Source organism: Chryseobacterium sp. PCH239 (assembly GCF_018924625.1).
Classification (GTDB): Bacteria; Bacteroidota; Bacteroidia; order Flavobacteriales; family Weeksellaceae; genus Chryseobacterium; species Chryseobacterium cucumeris.
In genome coordinates this window covers 3,894,820-3,912,381 of record NZ_CP073027.1, presented here as the reverse complement: position 1 = coordinate 3,912,381, position 17,562 = coordinate 3,894,820, and the positions used below count along the sequence as shown (strand labels likewise).

Sequence of the window (17,562 nt, the reverse complement as noted above, 5' to 3'; positions counted from 1 at the left end):
TTAACCAATTTAAATTAATTATCAATAATTTACAGCAAAAATTAACATTATACATTAAATTGAATAATTTGTGTTTTTTTAATATGTTTTTTAAATAAAATTGCGAAAAATATAAAAAAAGAAAAAAAGAAACTGATTAGTGAATGATATGCAAAAGCAGGTAACAAAAAATACCCCGGTAAAAACCAGGGTATCCTTTATTTTATGTAAAAGAAATCTTACGCTTGAACGTTGTTTCCTCCTAATACGAAAGGCTCAACTTCTTTGATTTCTCCGAACTGCTGCTCGTAGTTAGCGATGTTCTGTTGAAGAGCGCTTAATACTCTTTTAGCGTGAAGTGGAGCAAGAATTACTCTTGATCTTACTTTAGCCTGCTGAACACCTGGCATCAACTGAATAAAGTCTACTACAAATTCAGATGGAGAGTGGTTTACTAAAGCTAGGTTAGCATAGATACCAGCAGCTACCATTTCGTTTAATTCGATGTTGATGTTTCCGTCTTGTGGATTTTGATTGTTGTCCATTGTTATAAATTATGTTTTTAAAATTCGAAATTTGAGATTGTGAAAATATAAAAATAATTTCAAATCCCAAATTTCAAATCATTAATTTTAGTTAAGGTCTTCGAATTCTTTCTTAGAACCTACAATAACGTTCTGATACTCTTTAAGACCTGTACCTGCAGGGATTCTGTGTCCTACAATTACATTTTCTTTAAGACCGTTAAGATCGTCTATCTTACCAGCAACTGCTGCTTCGTTAAGAACTTTAGTTGTTTCCTGGAACGATGCTGCAGACATGAATGACTTAGTCTGAAGGGCAGCTCTTGTAATACCTTGCAGTACAGGAGTTGCAGTAGCAGGAAGAGCTTCTCTTACTTCTACCAATGCTAAATCTTCACGCTTCAACTTAGAGTTTTCATCTCTTAATTCTCTTGCAGTAATCATCTGACCTGGTTTGAATTCTTTAGAATCACCAGCATCTACTACTACTTTAAGACCGAATACTCTGTTGTTTTCTTCCAAGAAATCATACTTGTGCTCAAGAGCTCCTTCAAGGAACTGAGTATCACCTCCATCTACGATAGATACTTTCGTCATCATCTGTCTTACGATAATTTCGAAGTGCTTGTCGTCGATTTTTACCCCCTGTAGACGGTAAACTTCCTGAATCTCATTTACTAAGTATTCCTGAACGGCTGTTGGGCCTTTAATTCTTAAGATATCTTCCGGTGTGATAGAACCGTCAGAAAGTGGGGAACCAGCTCTTACGAAGTCATTCTCCTGAACAAGAATCTGGTTAGAAAGTTTTACCAAGTAAATTTTTCTTTCTCCAGTTTTAGCCTCAACAATAAGTTCACGGTTACCTCTCTTGATTTTTCCGTAAGAAACTACCCCGTCGATTTCAGTAACAACCGCTGGGTTTGAAGGGTTTCTTGCTTCGAATAATTCGGTAACTCTCGGAAGACCTCCGGTGATATCCCCTGCTTTTGCAGATTTTCTTGGGATCTTGATTAAGACTTTACCAGCCTTAATTTTTTCACCATCGTTTACCATTAAGTGGGCTCCTACCGGTAAGTTGTAAGCTTTTTGCTCAACTCCTTTAGAGTCTACCACTTTCAGGGTAGGTACGGCTTTCTTATTTCTGGATTCAGAGATTACTTTCTCTTCGAATCCTGTTTGTTCGTCAATTTCAAGCTGGAATGAAATACCCTGGATGATATCCTCGTATTCTACCTTACCTGAAGTTTCAGCAATGATAACCGCGTTATACGGATCCCATCTACAGATTGTATCACCTTTCTTCACTTTATCACCTGGTTTTACAGATAATATAGATCCGTAAGGTACGTTAGCTACCATTAATGGAGTTCTTGACTCATTATCAGCAACTAATCTGAATTCTGTTGAACGGGAAACTACAACCTCAGCTGTATTACCGTTTTCATCTTCAGAAGTAATGGTTCTTACTTCATCCATTTCTACGATACCATCTCTTCTTGCAACGATAGATGGGTTTTCTGATACGTTACCTGCAGTACCCCCTTGGTGGAAGGTTCTCAACGTAAGCTGAGTACCTGGCTCCCCAATGGATTGTGCTGCAATTACACCTACCGCTTCACCCATATGGATCACTTTACCTGTTGCTAAGTTTCTACCGTAACATTTCGCACAGATACCTTTCTTAGCTTCACAAGTTAATGGTGAACGAACCTCCACAGCTTCTAATCCTGCTTCTTCGATTCTCTTCGCCAAAGATTCAATGATCACCTGATCTGCGCTTGCAATAAGCTCGTCAGTTTCAGGATCGTAAATATTATGAAGGGATACTCTACCTAAGATTCTTTCAGAGATTCTTTCAACGATCTCGTCATTTTTCTTAAGTGCAGTAACTTCTGTACCTCTCAATGTTCCACAGTCGTCTTCTGTAACGATAACGTCCTGTGCAACGTCTACCAATCTTCTCGTTAAGTAACCAGCATCGGCTGTCTTAAGAGCGGTATCCGCAAGACCCTTACGAGCACCGTGGGTAGAGATAAAGTACTCTAGAATCGAAAGACCTTCCTTAAAGTTGGCAAGGATCGGGTTTTCGATGATCTCCGCTCCGGTAGAACCGGCTTTCTGCGGTTTTGCCATCAAACCTCTCATCCCTGATAACTGACGGATCTGTTCTTTAGAACCCCTCGCTCCAGAGTCAAGCATCATATATACAGAGTTGAAACCACCTTGGTCAGTTTTCATTCTGCTCATGATCATTTCAGTTAACCCAGCGTTGGTATTTGTCCAAACGTCGATTACCTGGTTATAACGTTCTGTATCGGTAATCAGACCCATGTTATAGTTGGCTCTAATTTCGTCTACAGTTTCAATTGATTGTGCAATCATCTGTTTTTTCTCAACAGGAACTACAATATCCCCAAGTGAGAAAGAAAGACCACCTTTGAATGCGTTTGAATACCCTAGGTCTTTCATTGCATCAAGGAACTTCACAGTTGTAGGGAAATCTGTATCAGCAAGGATCTTACCGATAACGTTTCTCAATGATTTCTTCGTAAGAAGTTCATTGATATATCCTACCTGCTTAGGTACAATCTGGTTGAACAGGATTCTACCTACAGAAGTTTCGATTAATCTTGTAACGATTTTTCCATCTTCTTTGATAGGTAGTCTACATCTTACTTTAGCATTTAAAGATACTCTACCTTCAGCGTAAGCAATTTCTGCTTCTTCAGGAGAATAGAATGCAAGACCTTCTCCTTTTACTTTCATCGTCTCAGTAGAGCTTAATTCTTTAGTCATGAAATAAAGACCAAGAACCATGTCCTGAGATGGTACTGTAATTGGAGAACCGTTTGCAGGGTTCAAGATGTTTTGAGAACCTAACATCAATAACTGAGCTTCAAGGATCGCTTCTGGTCCTAGTGGCAAGTGTACTGCCATCTGGTCACCATCGAAATCGGCGTTGAAGGCCGTAGTTACTAACGGGTGTAGCTGGATTGCCTTACCTTCGATCATCTTAGGTTGGAAAGCCTGAATACCCAGTCTGTGAAGAGTAGGTGCTCTGTTCAATAGAACAGGGTGACCTTTCATCACGTTTTCAAGGATATCATAAACTACCGGTTCTTTTCTGTCGATAATTCTCTTTGCAGATTTTACTGTTTTTACAATACCTCTTTCAATTAGTTTTCTAATGATGAACGGTTTGTAAAGTTCAGCTGCCATATCTTTAGGAATACCACATTCGTGAAGCTGTAAGTTTGGACCTACAACAATTACCGAACGCGCAGAGTAGTCAACCCTTTTCCCTAGTAAGTTCTGACGGAAACGACCCTGCTTACCTTTCAATGAATCAGAAAGTGATTTCAATGGTCTGTTTGATTCAGATTTTACTGCAGAAGATTTTCTTGTGTTATCGAATAATGAATCTACTGATTCCTGAAGCATACGCTTCTCGTTTCTCAAGATTACTTCAGGAGCTTTGATCTCCAATAATCTCTTCAAACGGTTATTTCTGATGATAACTCTTCTATAAAGGTCATTCAAGTCAGAAGTAGCGAAACGTCCTCCATCCAATGGAACCAATGGTCTTAGTTCTGGTGGGATAACAGGAAGTACACGCATGATCATCCACTCTGGTCTGTTGATCATTCTTGTATTAGCACCTCTTAATGCTTCTACAACGTTTAATCTCTTAAGAGCTTCTGTTCTTCTTTGTTTTGAACCTTCGTTGTGAGCTTTGTGTCTCAAGTCGAAAGACAATGCATCAAGATCAATTCTTTTTAATAGATCTTCTACAGCTTCAGCACCCATTCTGGCGATGAATTTGTTTGGATCAGAATCATCAAGATACTGGTTTTCTACAGGAAGAGTTTCCATGATGTCAAGGTACTCTTCTTCTGTAAGGAATTCCATATTTTCAAAATCAGAACCGTCTAATTTTTTAGCAATACCCTGCTGAATCACTACATATCTTTCGTAGTAGATGATCATATCTAATTTCTTAGAAGGAATTCCTAAAAGGTATCCGATTTTGTTTGGTAATGAACGGAAATACCAGATGTGTGCAATTGGAACTACAAGGTTAATGTGCCCGATTCTCTCTCTTCTTACTTTTTTCTCAGTAACTTCTACTCCACAACGGTCACAAACGATCCCTTTGTAACGAATTCTCTTGTATTTACCACAAGCACATTCGTAATCCTTTACAGGACCAAAGATTTTCTCACAAAATAGCCCGTCTCTTTCAGGCTTGTGAGTTCTGTAGTTAATAGTTTCCGGCTTTAAAACCTCCCCTCTTGAATCTTGTAAAATAGACTCCGGTGAAGCTAGACCGATGGTTATTTTATTAAATCTACTTGATTTATTTTTATTTGACATAATTTTTTTTAGATTTTAGATTTCAGATTTCAGATTTCAGACGAAATCATCATTCCAAATTCAAGGATTATAAAATTCTTAGAGTGTCGTAGTCTGACATCTTGTGTCTGACATCTGATATCTTACTCTTCCAATCTTACGTCTAATCCAAGACCTTGTAACTCGTGAAGTAATACATTGAATGATTCCGGAATACCTGGTTCAGGCATAGATTCACCTTTTGCAATGGCTTCATAAGTTTTTGCTCTACCAATCACGTCATCCGACTTCACAGTAAGGATCTCTCTAAGGATGTTAGATGCACCGAATGCTTCAAGTGCCCAAACCTCCATCTCTCCGAATCTCTGACCTCCGAACTGAGCTTTACCTCCTAACGGCTGCTGAGTAATCAATGAGTAAGGACCAATAGAACGTGCGTGCATCTTATCATCTACCATGTGTCCTAGTTTCAACATGTAAATGATACCTACTGTTGCAGCCTGAGTAAATCTTTCTCCGGTACCACCATCATAAAGGTGAGTGTGACCGAATTTAGGAAGACCTGCTTTCTCAGTATATTCAGTAATCTGATCAAGACTTGCTCCGTCGAAGATTGGCGTAGCGAACTTCAATCCTAATTTTCTACCAGCCCATCCAAGAACGGTTTCGTAGATCTGACCAATGTTCATACGAGAAGGTACCCCTAGTGGATTCAATACGATATCTACTGGTGTTCCGTCTTCAAGGAATGGCATATCTTCTTCACGAACGATTCTTGAAACGATACCTTTGTTACCGTGACGTCCTGCCATTTTATCACCTACATTCAGTTTACGTTTCTTAGCGATGTAAACTTTAGCCAACTTCATGATCCCTGCCGGAAGCTCATCTCCGATTGAAATTGCGAATTTCTCACGGTTTTTAACTCCCTGGATGTCGTTATATTTGATTTTGTAATTGTGAATCAATTGTTTGATCAATTCATTCTTGTCAGCGTCAACTGTCCAGTCTGAACCGCTAACGTTTACATAATCTTCAACTGAAGTTAATAACTTGTGAGTGAATTTCACACCTTTACCGATGATTTCTTCGTCAAGGTCATTTTGTACCCCTTGAGAAGTTTTACCGCTTACCAGTGTGTTTAATTTTTCAATTAAAGTATTTCTCAACTCGTCAAACTTAGCCTTGTAAGTGTTTTCAATTTCTTCAAGTTTAAGTTTTTCTTCAGTTCTTTTCTTTTTGTCTTTAATGTTTCTGGAGAACAATTTCTTGTTGATAACAACTCCTCTTAATGAAGAGTCAGCTTTCAATGAAGCATCCTTCACATCACCAGCTTTATCACCGAAGATTGCTCTAAGAAGCTTTTCTTCAGGAGTCGGGTCAGATTCACCTTTTGGAGTAATTTTACCAATCATGATATCTCCAGGCTTCACTTCAGCACCGATTCTGATCATACCGTTCTCGTCAAGATCTTTAGTAGCTTCTTCAGATACGTTTGGAATATCTGCTGTAAGCTCTTCCATACCTAATTTAGTATCACGAACTTCAAGAGAATATTCATCCACGTGGATTGAAGTAAACCAGTCTTCACGTACAACTTTTTCGTTGATTACGATGGCATCCTCGAAGTTATATCCTTTCCAAGGCATGAACGCTACCACTAAGTTTCTACCAAGAGCTAATTCTCCTTTTTCAGTAGCATAACCGTCGCAAAGTACCTGTCCTTTTTCCACTACATCACCTACTCTTACGTTTGGTCTTAGGGTAATGGTTGTACTCTGGTTAGTTTTTCTGAACTTAGTAAGGTTGTATGTTTTAGTAGCAGACTCGAATTGTACTAAATCTTCGTCTTCGCTTCTTTCATATTTAATAACGATTCTGTCAGCATCTACGTACTGTACTGTACCTGTACCTTCAGCGTTAATTAAAATTCTTGAATCTCTTGCAACTTGCTGCTCAAGCCCTGTACCCACGATTGGAGCCTGTGGCTTCAATAGAGGAACGGCCTGACGCATCATGTTAGATCCCATCAATGCACGGTTCGCATCATCATGCTCAAGGAACGGAATTAATGATGCAGAAATACCAGAGATCTGGTTTGGTGCAACATCAATAAGGTTAACCTGAGATGGCTCCACTACAGGGTAGTCACCATCTAATCTTGCAATAATTCTATCTGTTAAGAAATCACCGTTATCGCTCAATTCAACGTTTGCCTGAGCAATTACTTTGTCTTCTTCGTCTTCTGCATTAAGGTAAATAGGATCAGCATTAAGATTAATCTTACCTTCTTCTACTTTTCTATATGGAGTTTCGATGAAACCTAGTCTGTTGATTTTAGCATAAATACCAAGGGATGAAATCAAACCGATGTTTGGTCCTTCCGGAGTTTCAATCGGGCAAATTCTTCCATAGTGAGTATGGTGAACGTCTCGAACCTCGAAACCTGCTCTTTCTCTTGATAAACCACCAGGCCCTAGTGCAGATAATCTTCTCTTGTGAGTAATTTCTGATAGAGGGTTGGTTTGGTCCATGAACTGAGAAAGCTGGTTGGTACCAAAGAATGAGTTAATTACAGATGTTAATGTCTTAGCATTTACAAGGTCAAGTGGAGTAAAGATTTCGTTATCTCTAACGTTCATTCTTTCCTTGATTGTTCTTGCAATTCTTGAAAGACCTACCCCGAACTGTCCAGCTAATTGCTCACCAACAGTTTTAATTCTTCTGTTTGATAAGTGGTCAATATCATCAACCTCAGCTTTAGAGTTTACAAGCTCGATTAAGTGTCTTACGATAGCAATGATATCTTCTTTTGTAAGAACTTCAGTTGTGGTTGGAATATTAAGACCTAGCTTTTTGTTCAATCTGTAACGTCCTACCTCACCTAATGAATATCTTTGCTCAGAGAAGAATAGTTTTTCAATAATTCCTCTTGCAGTTTCCTCATCTGGTGGATCTGCATTTCTTAACTGACGATAAATATACTCTACTGCTTCTTTTTCAGAGTTAGTAGGGTCTTTTTGTAATGTATTCTGGATGATAGAGAATTCGTTGCTGTTTTCTTTGTGAATCAGGATTGATTTCACACCAGCATCAAGAATAAGATCCAAGTGTTCTTTTTCAAGAATAGTTTCTCTATCCAAGATGATTTCGTTTCTTTCGATAGAAACTACTTCACCTGTATCTTCGTCTACGAAATCTTCGAACCAAGTGTTCAATACTCTCGCAGCCAATGTTCTCCCTTCTACTTTTTTAAGGGCAGCTTTAGAAACTTTCACTTCTTCAGCAAGGTCGAAGATCTGAAGGATATCCTTGTCAGATTCATAACCAATTGCTCTTAATAGAGTTGTTAATGGTAATTTTTTCTTACGGTCGATATACGCGTACATTACGCTGTTGATATCTGTTGTAAATTCCATCCAAGATCCTTTGAAAGGGATAATTCTTGAATAGTAAAGTTTGGTTCCGTTTGCGTGGTAAGTTTGTCCGAAGAATACACCAGGTGAACGGTGAAGCTGCGTAACAATAACTCTTTCAGCACCATTGATGATAAAAGAACCACTTGGCGTCATATAAGGAACCGGACCTAAGTATACGTCCTGAACCACTGTTTGGAAATCTTCGTGTTCCGGGTCAGTACAATACAATTTAAGTCTAGCTTTTAGAGGAACTGAATACGTAAGTCCTCTTTCTACACACTCATCGATTGAATAACGTGGAGAATCTACCAGATAGTCTAAGAATTCTAATACGAATTGGTTTCTTGAATCCGTAATTGGGAAATTCTCTTGGAAAGTCTTGTAAAGAGCTTCTGTCTTTCTGGCTTCAGGAAGTGTATCAAGCTGGAAAAATTCTCTGAAAGACTCAATTTGGATATCCAAAAAGTCCGGAGTGATGATTTTTCCTTTCGCTGATGAGAAATTAATTCTCGGATTTCCTTGAGTTGTTGATTTTGTTTTACTCATAAAACTTTTAAGAAAGGGTTAAAAAATATTTTGATTCATTAAAAATATCAGAAAAGAACAACAAACAAGATAAAAGTAAAAGGTAAAAGTGTTTTTGGCGCTCACAAAGGACCTTAAGCTCTTTTAAACTTTGTACATAGTTCTTTCTAACTGCAACACTGGTATATCTTTTCACAGCGTAATGCAAAATATTTTTATTACTTTTGAGGCAGTATTACCGCAGTATTTATATACACGAAATCCCTTCCATGTTTTACACAATGAAAGAGTTGATTTTCAGTATTTTATAAATTTACAAACAATTTTTCGCGCCAAAAGAGGGGCAAAGATACAAAAAGTTATCCACAATAACAAATAAAACCTCTCATTTTGAGACTCTTAAAACAAGAGAGGCTGCCCAAATATGAGCAACCCCTCCACAACACAAGCTAATCCTATGATTATTTCACAATAACCTTATAAGATTTTATTTTTGATTTAGTTTCTATTTTAATAATATACACTCCTGTAGGAAGTGAAGAAGTATCAATACCTGTATGAGCATTAAAACGATCTGTCTTAACAACCTGTCCTTGTGCAGAGAACAAAGTATATACACCTTCCTCCCCTGATATAATTCTAAGATTTTCTCCTGCTTTTACAGGATTCGGATATACTTTTACATCATTCACTGCATCGATAATTTCTGCGGAGGTAATTTTTGCCGTACTGGATGCATTTTTCAATAATGAAGCATAAGGTGAAAGTGGGGAATCCGGAGATCCTCTTTTTACAAGATCTGTATCTACAACAGCCTGAATCCCATCTTTTTCTTTATCATTAATTATTGAGATAAAACCTCCTCCTAATGTATCAAGGTTTGCTTTTCCGATCTGATAAAGGTCAGGATCTGAACCATTGGAAGTAATATCCAGAAAGTCCGGTTTATCATCTCCGTCTGTATTTTTAAGTGGATATTTCAATATGCCTGAATCAGGGGAAGTTTCCAGAATATCTGCAATTCCGTTTTTACCTACCGGAACATTTGCATCAATAATACCGTTATGATCAGAATCAATCTGATTGATGACTGAGGTCGGAATTCCAGACTCAAATAAATCCAGGATACCATCATTATCAGAATCAAGATCAAGATAATTAGGAACAGAATCTCCCAATACCGGCGTCAGCAGAATATCTCCTTCATTATCATCATCCTGGAACTTGCCGTTTTTATCAAAATCTTCTACTGCATCCGGAATTCCGTCATTATCAGAATCCAGATCACAGGCATCTACAATTCCGTCACCATCTGTATCGAGTGCAGGAGATTTGTCATTTACGGCTGTACATCCTTCCGCACAGTCAGGAATTCCGTTTCCGTTATTATCTATGCTGTCATCTCCTCCCTGGCATTGATCAAAACAGTTCGGAACTCCATCATTATCATCATCTCTGCTTGCAAAAGCATTGTAGATATAATAGTTTTGAGGAATACGAATAGCCGTTCCGCTGTTGAAAGTGATTTTAATACGGTTAAAAGGTTTTGTTGATTTCCCTCCAACATAAAATTTATTAGAATCCGTTGTGAAGAAATTTCCACTGATAAGACTTCCTGAACTCGTAAAAGTATCTGTCAAGATATTTCCGTTGTACAATGTCACAGTGATATTTTCCAGAACACTTACTCCAAGAAGATTACCTGCTTTTTCTACAGTAAATCCAGCCATTGTATTGGCAGGAAGCACTGCATTAGTTCCTACCGTAGCAAACGCTGAGAAAAGACTGAAAATAGAGGCAGCCGGAACAGTAGCCGTAGCATAATTGGAAGGATTATTATCTACAATCGCTTCGGGACTGGTCATTTTAGCTAAAATAAGACCGAGGAATCCTGGTCCGGAAGTCCATGGAGTACCTGCAACTAGATTTCCCGGTACAGCAGAACCACTGGTCTGGATTTTATCATCACAATCACAAGTAACAGGTTCTTCGAATGCATAATATACTTTCAGGGCTCCTAAATTAAATCCTAGGGTTTGAGTAACTTTTAACCTTACTTCATTGAAAGGTTTAGTAGTCGTCAAGGTAACCTTTTGTTTTCCTGAGCCATAACCTAATACTTTGATATTAATCAAGCCTCCTCCGTCGGACAACTGTTTTGAATCCTGAAGCTGTCCAAAAAGATAAGTTTCTATGGTAATATTTTTTAAAAACTCTGCACTTAACAGTTTACCCTGATCATCCGGTTCTATTACAAAACCTGTTCTGTTTCCTGCCGGGTAGGTCTGATTTTTATCTAAAACGCCTACTGAATAAGAACCCAATAATCCCACTGGCAGAACAATTGATCCATAAGAATTTTTGTTCCCATCACCTATTTTTTCTTTATTCTGAACATAGGAAAGCGGAGCAAGAAAACTGCTGCTTCCGGATACATTTCCATCCACACCGCTTCCCGCAATGATATCATCACAAATACCATTGTTATCCGTAGGTACTTTTGCAGAATCAAATGCAAATGCATAATATACATTCATTGCACTGAATGTAGAAAGAGCATTGGTCTGATATAATCTTACTTCATCAAATTCTTTTGAAGTTTTAAAATGAAGAAATATTCTGTTTTTACTTCCTCCGAATGCAGGTACTGACAAAAGCGTACTGCTGGTAGTTGTTTCCTGAAGAATCCCATTTTTATAAGTACTGATTCTTAAAGAACTCAAAAGATCTATCGTGATAAAACTTGTTCCAATATCTACATTGAAACCGGTAATATATCCCGCGGGATAAGTTGTATTTTTATTCTTTACAGAGATTCCGTTTCCACTTAAAAGAGAAGCGAAATTACCCATACTTACATTATTATCAAGGCTGGCATCCACTACGGGATTCATACTTCCGTTATAACAGGCAAGACATATCCCTGAATTGTTGACAGGTTTTGCTTCTACACCCATCCCACGGATTGGTTCATAGCCCTGCTGTGCCAAAACCCCTGCTGACATCATCAATGTCATGAGCAGCACAGCTAACTTTTCGAATAATTTTCTGGTCATTTTTTATTTTTTTAAGGTTTGTGTTTTTATTGAGTTAGTAAAGCGCCTTCCAGTTGGAACCGTTACAGCCTTCATGAACTTTAGCGGTTGTATTATATCGGATTGCACCTTCTTCCGCTGCTGTACATACCGCATTGGCGCCGGAAGCAATTCCTTTCATCTGAAGGGCGGCCCCTGTAGAAGTAGCCGCTGTAGGAGCCATATTAATTCCCAGTATGGTATCTGTTCCATTTCCTTTATTGAAGAAAACATGTTCCTTATTGGCATACACCATTTGCCCCGCAGCAGCCTGAGCTGAAAATCCTATAGCAAAAGCTTCAGTCCCTGTCGCTGTATTTGCTGAGCCAACAGCTATATTGTTTAATGAAGTGGTATTTCCGCTCCCAATGGCAATCCCACCATTGTTATTGTGATTATTTCCGATGGTCAGCCCTGTGAGTCCTGTTACTGTATTCAGATTTCCAAAGACAAGGTTATTAGCGCCTGTTGCTGTATTATTATTTCCTATTACTTTAGCTCCATTGTTTGCGGCATTGTTTAATCCAATAGCTACAGCTGGAAAATTTCCCTGTGCTGAAACGGTATTATCTTTTCCCAGTGCAATATTTGAGGAAGTACTGTTGGTAAGGGTATTGTTTGATCCCCATGTTAATGAAGCATAAGGACCTGATGCAGAATTAGAATTTCCTCCCTGCAAGGTTCCGTTAATATCCAGAATTCCTTTTACGTTTTTCTGGGTTGCTAAAACCAAGTTCTGACCGTCATTTGTTCCCAGATAATTTCCAGCAGTGATGTCAGTTCCTAAGTTTGCAGTACTTGCTGTTGTGCCAGTATTCCCTACTAGCCGCCAGCTACCGCTTAAGCTGCTCCATTTTGAACCGTCAAAATAATAGTAGCCCGATGAAACAACATCCACAGTTTGTCCTGTAGGTGCAGTCTCAGCAGCTGTAACATATACTATTGCTCCGGTTTGGGCTGCAGTATAGTTTTTAGCTTTCAATTGTATTCCTGTAAGTCTTGGGGCAATCACACCGTCAAGTTTCCCCGGATTAGAAGGTGATCCTACGATATCAAAAGTTGCCTGTGGTTGGTTGATATTAATCCCTACCTGAGCGAATGTTGGAAAACTTAGTGATAACAGAGCGATGGTTAATAATTTGTTTTTCATTTCTAATGATGTTTGCTGTTTTTATGTAAATGTGTGTTTTTTGAAAGGGCAATTCTCAGGCATTCTCATCTAAATCATAAATGAAATAACAGCTTATGCTGTAAGAAGGTGCTTAAAATTGTAAGGAATGTTATGGAATAAGGGAAAGAACTGGTTTATCAGGAATTTTGATGATAAATTTAAAACCGTCAACCAGTTTGATGGAATTGCTGTAGAACTTTTTAATGCCTTTAAATATTGGGCAAACGTTCTCCGTATATTGCTGATACGAATAGCTCCATTTATTTGATATGGCTACAAGTTTTGTAGTATTAAAGATAGGGAGTTTAGACTGAGAATCTTCATCATAAAATATATGAGTTTCCTTTTGATGAGCAGAGAGACATTCGGAAACAGACCCGTCATTTTTGGTCTCAGAGCACAGATGAACAGAAACATCGGCTAAGTAATCCTGCAGATGATTTTTAATATCTGTACGATATGATAACTCAGGTTTTGTTCTCATTACAGATATCAACTTAGTGTTTAATTTTCCTACAGCTGCCAGAAGCAACAAAAGTGTAATCTTATGGCCGTAGGAAAGAAAATAATTTCTCTCCAATTATATTGTGTTTTTTTCGATACAAATATAATATTTTTTCAACCAAAACAATATTTTATTAATAAAAATTCACATAAAATAACCAATATTAAAAATACTATTAAAATATTATGTTAATTATTAAATAATATTCAACCGTAAAAAGATATATTAAAATCAGAAATAAAAATATTGAAATACTGTTACAAAATAAGAATCACATTTACAATTACTTACATACAAAAAAAAGCCCGGGCATTGCCCGGGCTTCTATATTTATAATACAATTGAAATTATTTCAATTCTACTTCAGCACCAGCTTCTTCTAATTGCTTCTTAAGAGCTTCAGCTTCGTCTTTAGAAACACCTTGCTTAATTGCAGCAGGAGCTCCGTCTACGATATCTTTAGCTTCTTTAAGACCAGCACCAGTTAAATCTTTTACTAATTTAACGATAGCTAATTTAGAAGCACCTGCAGACTTAAGAATTACGTCGAATTCAGTCTTTTCTTCAGCAGCATCACCTGCACCACCTGCAGCAACAACTACAGCAGCAGCAGCTGGCTCAATTCCGTACTCATCCTTAAGGATAGCAGCTAATTCGTTTACGTCTTTTACAGTTAGGTTTACTAGCGTTTCAGCTAAATTTTTTAAATCTGACATTGTTGTAATGTTTTTGTTGATTATTTATTTAATTTTTTGAGTGTAATTATTCAGCACTTGTTTCTTCAGTGCTTTCTGCAGCAGCTTCTGGAGCTTCAGCAGCAGGAGTTTCTTCTACTACAGGAGCAGCTTCTTCAGTTTGAGCTTCTACAGTTTCAGATTTGTTTTGAAGAGCAGAAACAACTCTCTGGATTGGAGACTGAAGTAATCCGATGATTTCACCGATCATTTCTTCTCTAGACTTGATGTTAGCCAACATATCTAGGTTATTGTCACCAACGTAGAAAGTTTCTTGAACAAAAGCAGACTTTAAAGCTGGCTTTTCTTCTTTCTTTCTGAATCCTTGGATCAATTTCGCAGGAGCGTTTGCTGTTTCAGCAATCATTAACGCTGAGTTTCCTTTGAAAGATGGGAACATTTCAGAGTAATCTACTCCTTCAATCTGCTCCATTGCTTTTTGTAAAAGTGTATTTTTTACAACTTTCACTTTGATATTTTGTTTGAAAGCTTGTCTTCTGAAATCTGAAGATTTACCAGCGTTCAAACCTTCTAAATCTGCTACGTATACTACTTTTGCATCCTGAAGCAAATCTTTGATCTCTTGTATTGCTACAACTTTTTGGTCTTTTGTCATTGTCTTAAGGATTATTATTAGTTAACAGATTTAGTATCAATTGCAATACCTGGGCTCATTGTAGAAGACAAATAGATGCTCTTCACATAAGTTCCTTTAGCAGCAGTTGGTTTCATTTTGATCAATGTCTGGATTAATTCCTGAGCATTTTCTTTGATCTTAGCAGCATCGAAAGATACTTTACCAATACCAGCATGGATAATACCATACTTGTCTACTTTGAAATCAATTTTACCTGCTTTAACTTCAGTTACTGCTTTACCAATTTCCATTGTTACAGTTCCTGATTTAGGGTTTGGCATTAAACCTCTTGGACCTAATACTCTACCTAATGGACCTAATTTACCCATTACAGCTGGCATTGTAACGATTACGTCAACATCTGTCCAACCTTCTTTGATTTTTTGTAAATATTCGTCAAGACCTACATAGTCAGCACCAGCAGCTTTAGCTTCTGCTTCTTTATCTGGAGTTACAAGAGCTAATACTTTAACATCTTTACCAGTACCGTGAGGAAGAGATACAACACCTCTTACCATTTGGTTTGCTTTTCTTGGGTCTACACCTAATCTTACAGCGATATCTACTGAAGCATCAAACTTTGTAGTGTTCACTTCTTTTACAAGAGCTGAACCTTCTTCAAGGTTATAGATTCTTCCTTTTTCTACTTTGCTTAAAGCTTCCTTTTGCTTTTTAGTTAATTTTGCCATTTCTTTAAGTTTTAAGCGTTAGTTGGTTTTGTTCCTGTTACTCTTAATCCCATAGATCTAGCAGTACCTGCAACCATAGAAAGAGCAGAATCCATTGTAAAACAGTTAAGATCCGCCATTTTATCTTCAGCGATTTTCTTTACTTGTTCCCAAGTTACAGAACCTACTTTGTTTCTGTTTGGTTCACCAGAACCTCCCTTGATCTTAGCTGCATCCATTAACTGGATCGCTGCAGGTGGAGTTTTAATAACGAATTCAAAAGATTTGTCTTCGTATACTGTAATTACTACAGGTAAAACTTGCCCTGGCTTATCTTGGGTTCTTCCGTTAAATTGCTTACAAAACTCCATGATGTTCACACCTGCAGAACCCAATGCTGGACCTACTGGTGGAGAAGGGTTAGCTGCGCCACCTTTCACCTGAAGCTTTACCATTTTAAAGACTTTCTTAGCCATTGTTTGTTTTTTAAATTTGAATAATTAATGAGTTTGGAAGCATTTATTATTCAGTAGGTTATGCACTCACATAACAATAAACCTACTTTTTGGACTGCAAAAGTATAAAATATTTTTGAAATAGCAAACGGAAATTACTGATTTTTAAAAAGTTTTAGAAAAAAATCATTACCCATTATTGTATAATTTAAAATACAGCCAGAAAAATAAAAACGGTTATTTGCATTAAATAACCGTTTTTTATTTTTAAAAGGAAAGATTGATTAAAAACCGGAAGGTTTATTAATTGTTTTTGTAGAACCGTCATTTCCTCCAAGATCATCATTGATGTCGTTTATATTTTGTTTTTCAATCAATCTTCTATAGGCCATCAGGTAAAGGTCAACCGTAAAGTTGTTATAAGTTCTTGATGGTGTACTTGTATTGGTTGCAATCATTCTGCTATCCGTAAATCTTGCTCTTATATGCCATGTTCCGTTACTTTTGAAGGCTACTACATCCGGTGAGCCCTGTTTATTGTCATTCACACCATTATCTCCGTAATCAAGCATTACGCTGGTATTTCCATCATTCAGCTTAAATGAGTAGTTGTGAAGTATAACCAAAAAGTTGGTGGCATCAATTTTAGTATCATAATCTGTAATTCCTGTCCCAGGTACACCAGTAAGAGTAAGCTTAAGGTAATTGAACAGTCCGCTGCTTTCCAGAGCCGGATCATACAACTGTAAAGCATTCTGAGAAGTTGCTAAAAAGCTACCTCCTGTCATGGTAGGCTCTCCCGGATTTCTTAAGTACAAAGAATTCGTATAGGTCTTTCCGTTAACATCAAGTGTTTCTGTAGGATTAGCTGTATTCACCCCTACTTTTCCTTTTTGGGCATTCAAAAATATCCCAAGGCACATGATTATTGTGATATAAATTTTTCTTTTCATAGTTTTTTTATTGAAGCCCTAAAGGCGTATTGGTTGATACTCCAGAATATCCCGGTGAAGCAGATGCAGAAACAGAACCGTTAAAAGTTCCCCAGTCTTTCACTAATGATTTTTCAAAGACATTTAAGGTAAGTGTCCAGGTTCCATTGATGGAGGAAACAGTTCCTGCTCCTTTAAAAGCTAAATTAATAGCATGGTATTTTTTACCTCCACTGGTTACCTGTGTAATTTCAGTGGCATAAGAACCGTACGATTTGGGGCTGGTGGTGGTATTCGCTGCCGAAACCGCTCCAGTAAAAACAGCACCTGTAATAGCCACCACATATTTACTCGCATCTAATCCTGTATTGAGATTCACAACTTCATCCTGTCTCACATTTTTCAATACAACATTATACATATTTACAGGTGCTACATTACGGAGCGATATATCCAGCAGCTTTACTTTACCTACCGGCGAAGAATCTTTTGATCGGGTAAGAAGAAGATAATTTCCGCCTGCCTTTGTATTTTCAGTATCTATTAAATAGGATTCTACTAATGTTTCCCCTTCAACATCCAAAGT

General features: G+C 37.6%; 12 protein-coding genes. All 12 read right to left on the bottom strand.

Annotation, left to right across the window (positions count from 1 at the left end):
• Window positions 1-218: 218 nt before the first annotated feature.
• A complete protein-coding gene (locus KBP46_RS18060) occupies window positions 219-524 on the bottom strand; it encodes a DUF3467 domain-containing protein (protein WP_027375539.1) in 306 nt (101 codons plus the stop codon).
• 87 nt (window positions 525-611) lie between these two features.
• Entirely contained in the window at window positions 612-4,877 is a 4,266-nt protein-coding gene (gene rpoC / locus KBP46_RS18055) for a DNA-directed RNA polymerase subunit beta' (RefSeq protein WP_120232790.1), read from the bottom strand.
• A 122-nt stretch (window positions 4,878-4,999) separates the two neighbouring features.
• Entirely contained in the window at window positions 5,000-8,821 is a 3,822-nt protein-coding gene (gene rpoB / locus KBP46_RS18050; RefSeq protein ID WP_062675824.1) for a DNA-directed RNA polymerase subunit beta, read from the bottom strand.
• A gap of 440 nt (window positions 8,822-9,261) precedes the next feature.
• On the bottom strand, window positions 9,262-11,856 hold the full coding sequence (locus KBP46_RS18045) for a T9SS type A sorting domain-containing protein (RefSeq protein ID WP_062675823.1): 2,595 nt from the start codon (window positions 11,854-11,856) through the stop codon (window positions 9,262-9,264).
• Window positions 11,857-11,890: 34 nt separating this feature from the next.
• Window positions 11,891-13,024 carry a hypothetical protein gene (locus tag KBP46_RS18040; protein ID WP_216443823.1) on the bottom strand — a complete coding sequence of 378 codons (1,134 nt, stop codon included), beginning with the start codon at window positions 13,022-13,024 and terminating at the stop codon, window positions 11,891-11,893.
• A gap of 130 nt (window positions 13,025-13,154) precedes the next feature.
• Window positions 13,155-13,625 (bottom strand): hypothetical protein, encoded by a 471-nt coding sequence (locus KBP46_RS18035; RefSeq protein ID WP_062675821.1) that lies wholly within the window; start codon window positions 13,623-13,625, stop codon window positions 13,155-13,157.
• A 272-nt stretch (window positions 13,626-13,897) separates the two neighbouring features.
• Entirely contained in the window at window positions 13,898-14,266 is a 369-nt protein-coding gene (rplL, locus tag KBP46_RS18030; RefSeq protein ID WP_062675820.1) for a 50S ribosomal protein L7/L12, read from the bottom strand.
• Between the two features lie 46 nt (window positions 14,267-14,312).
• Complete coding sequence (rplJ, locus tag KBP46_RS18025; RefSeq protein ID WP_216443822.1) at window positions 14,313-14,900, bottom strand: 50S ribosomal protein L10; 588 nt, start codon at window positions 14,898-14,900, stop codon at window positions 14,313-14,315.
• Window positions 14,901-14,917: 17 nt separating this feature from the next.
• Window positions 14,918-15,610, bottom strand: coding sequence for a 50S ribosomal protein L1 (gene rplA, locus KBP46_RS18020; RefSeq protein WP_002976422.1), 693 nt, complete (start codon window positions 15,608-15,610; stop codon window positions 14,918-14,920).
• An 11-nt stretch (window positions 15,611-15,621) separates the two neighbouring features.
• Entirely contained in the window at window positions 15,622-16,065 is a 444-nt protein-coding gene (gene rplK / locus KBP46_RS18015) for a 50S ribosomal protein L11 (RefSeq protein WP_047435399.1), read from the bottom strand.
• 263 nt (window positions 16,066-16,328) lie between these two features.
• The gene (locus KBP46_RS18010) at window positions 16,329-16,997 is read right to left on the bottom strand and encodes a hypothetical protein (RefSeq protein ID WP_123279079.1); all 669 of its coding nucleotides are present in this window, start codon (window positions 16,995-16,997) and stop codon (window positions 16,329-16,331) included.
• Between the two features lie 7 nt (window positions 16,998-17,004).
• Complete coding sequence (locus KBP46_RS18005) at window positions 17,005-17,559, bottom strand: hypothetical protein (protein WP_253297076.1); 555 nt, start codon at window positions 17,557-17,559, stop codon at window positions 17,005-17,007.
• Window positions 17,560-17,562 lie beyond the last annotated feature (3 nt).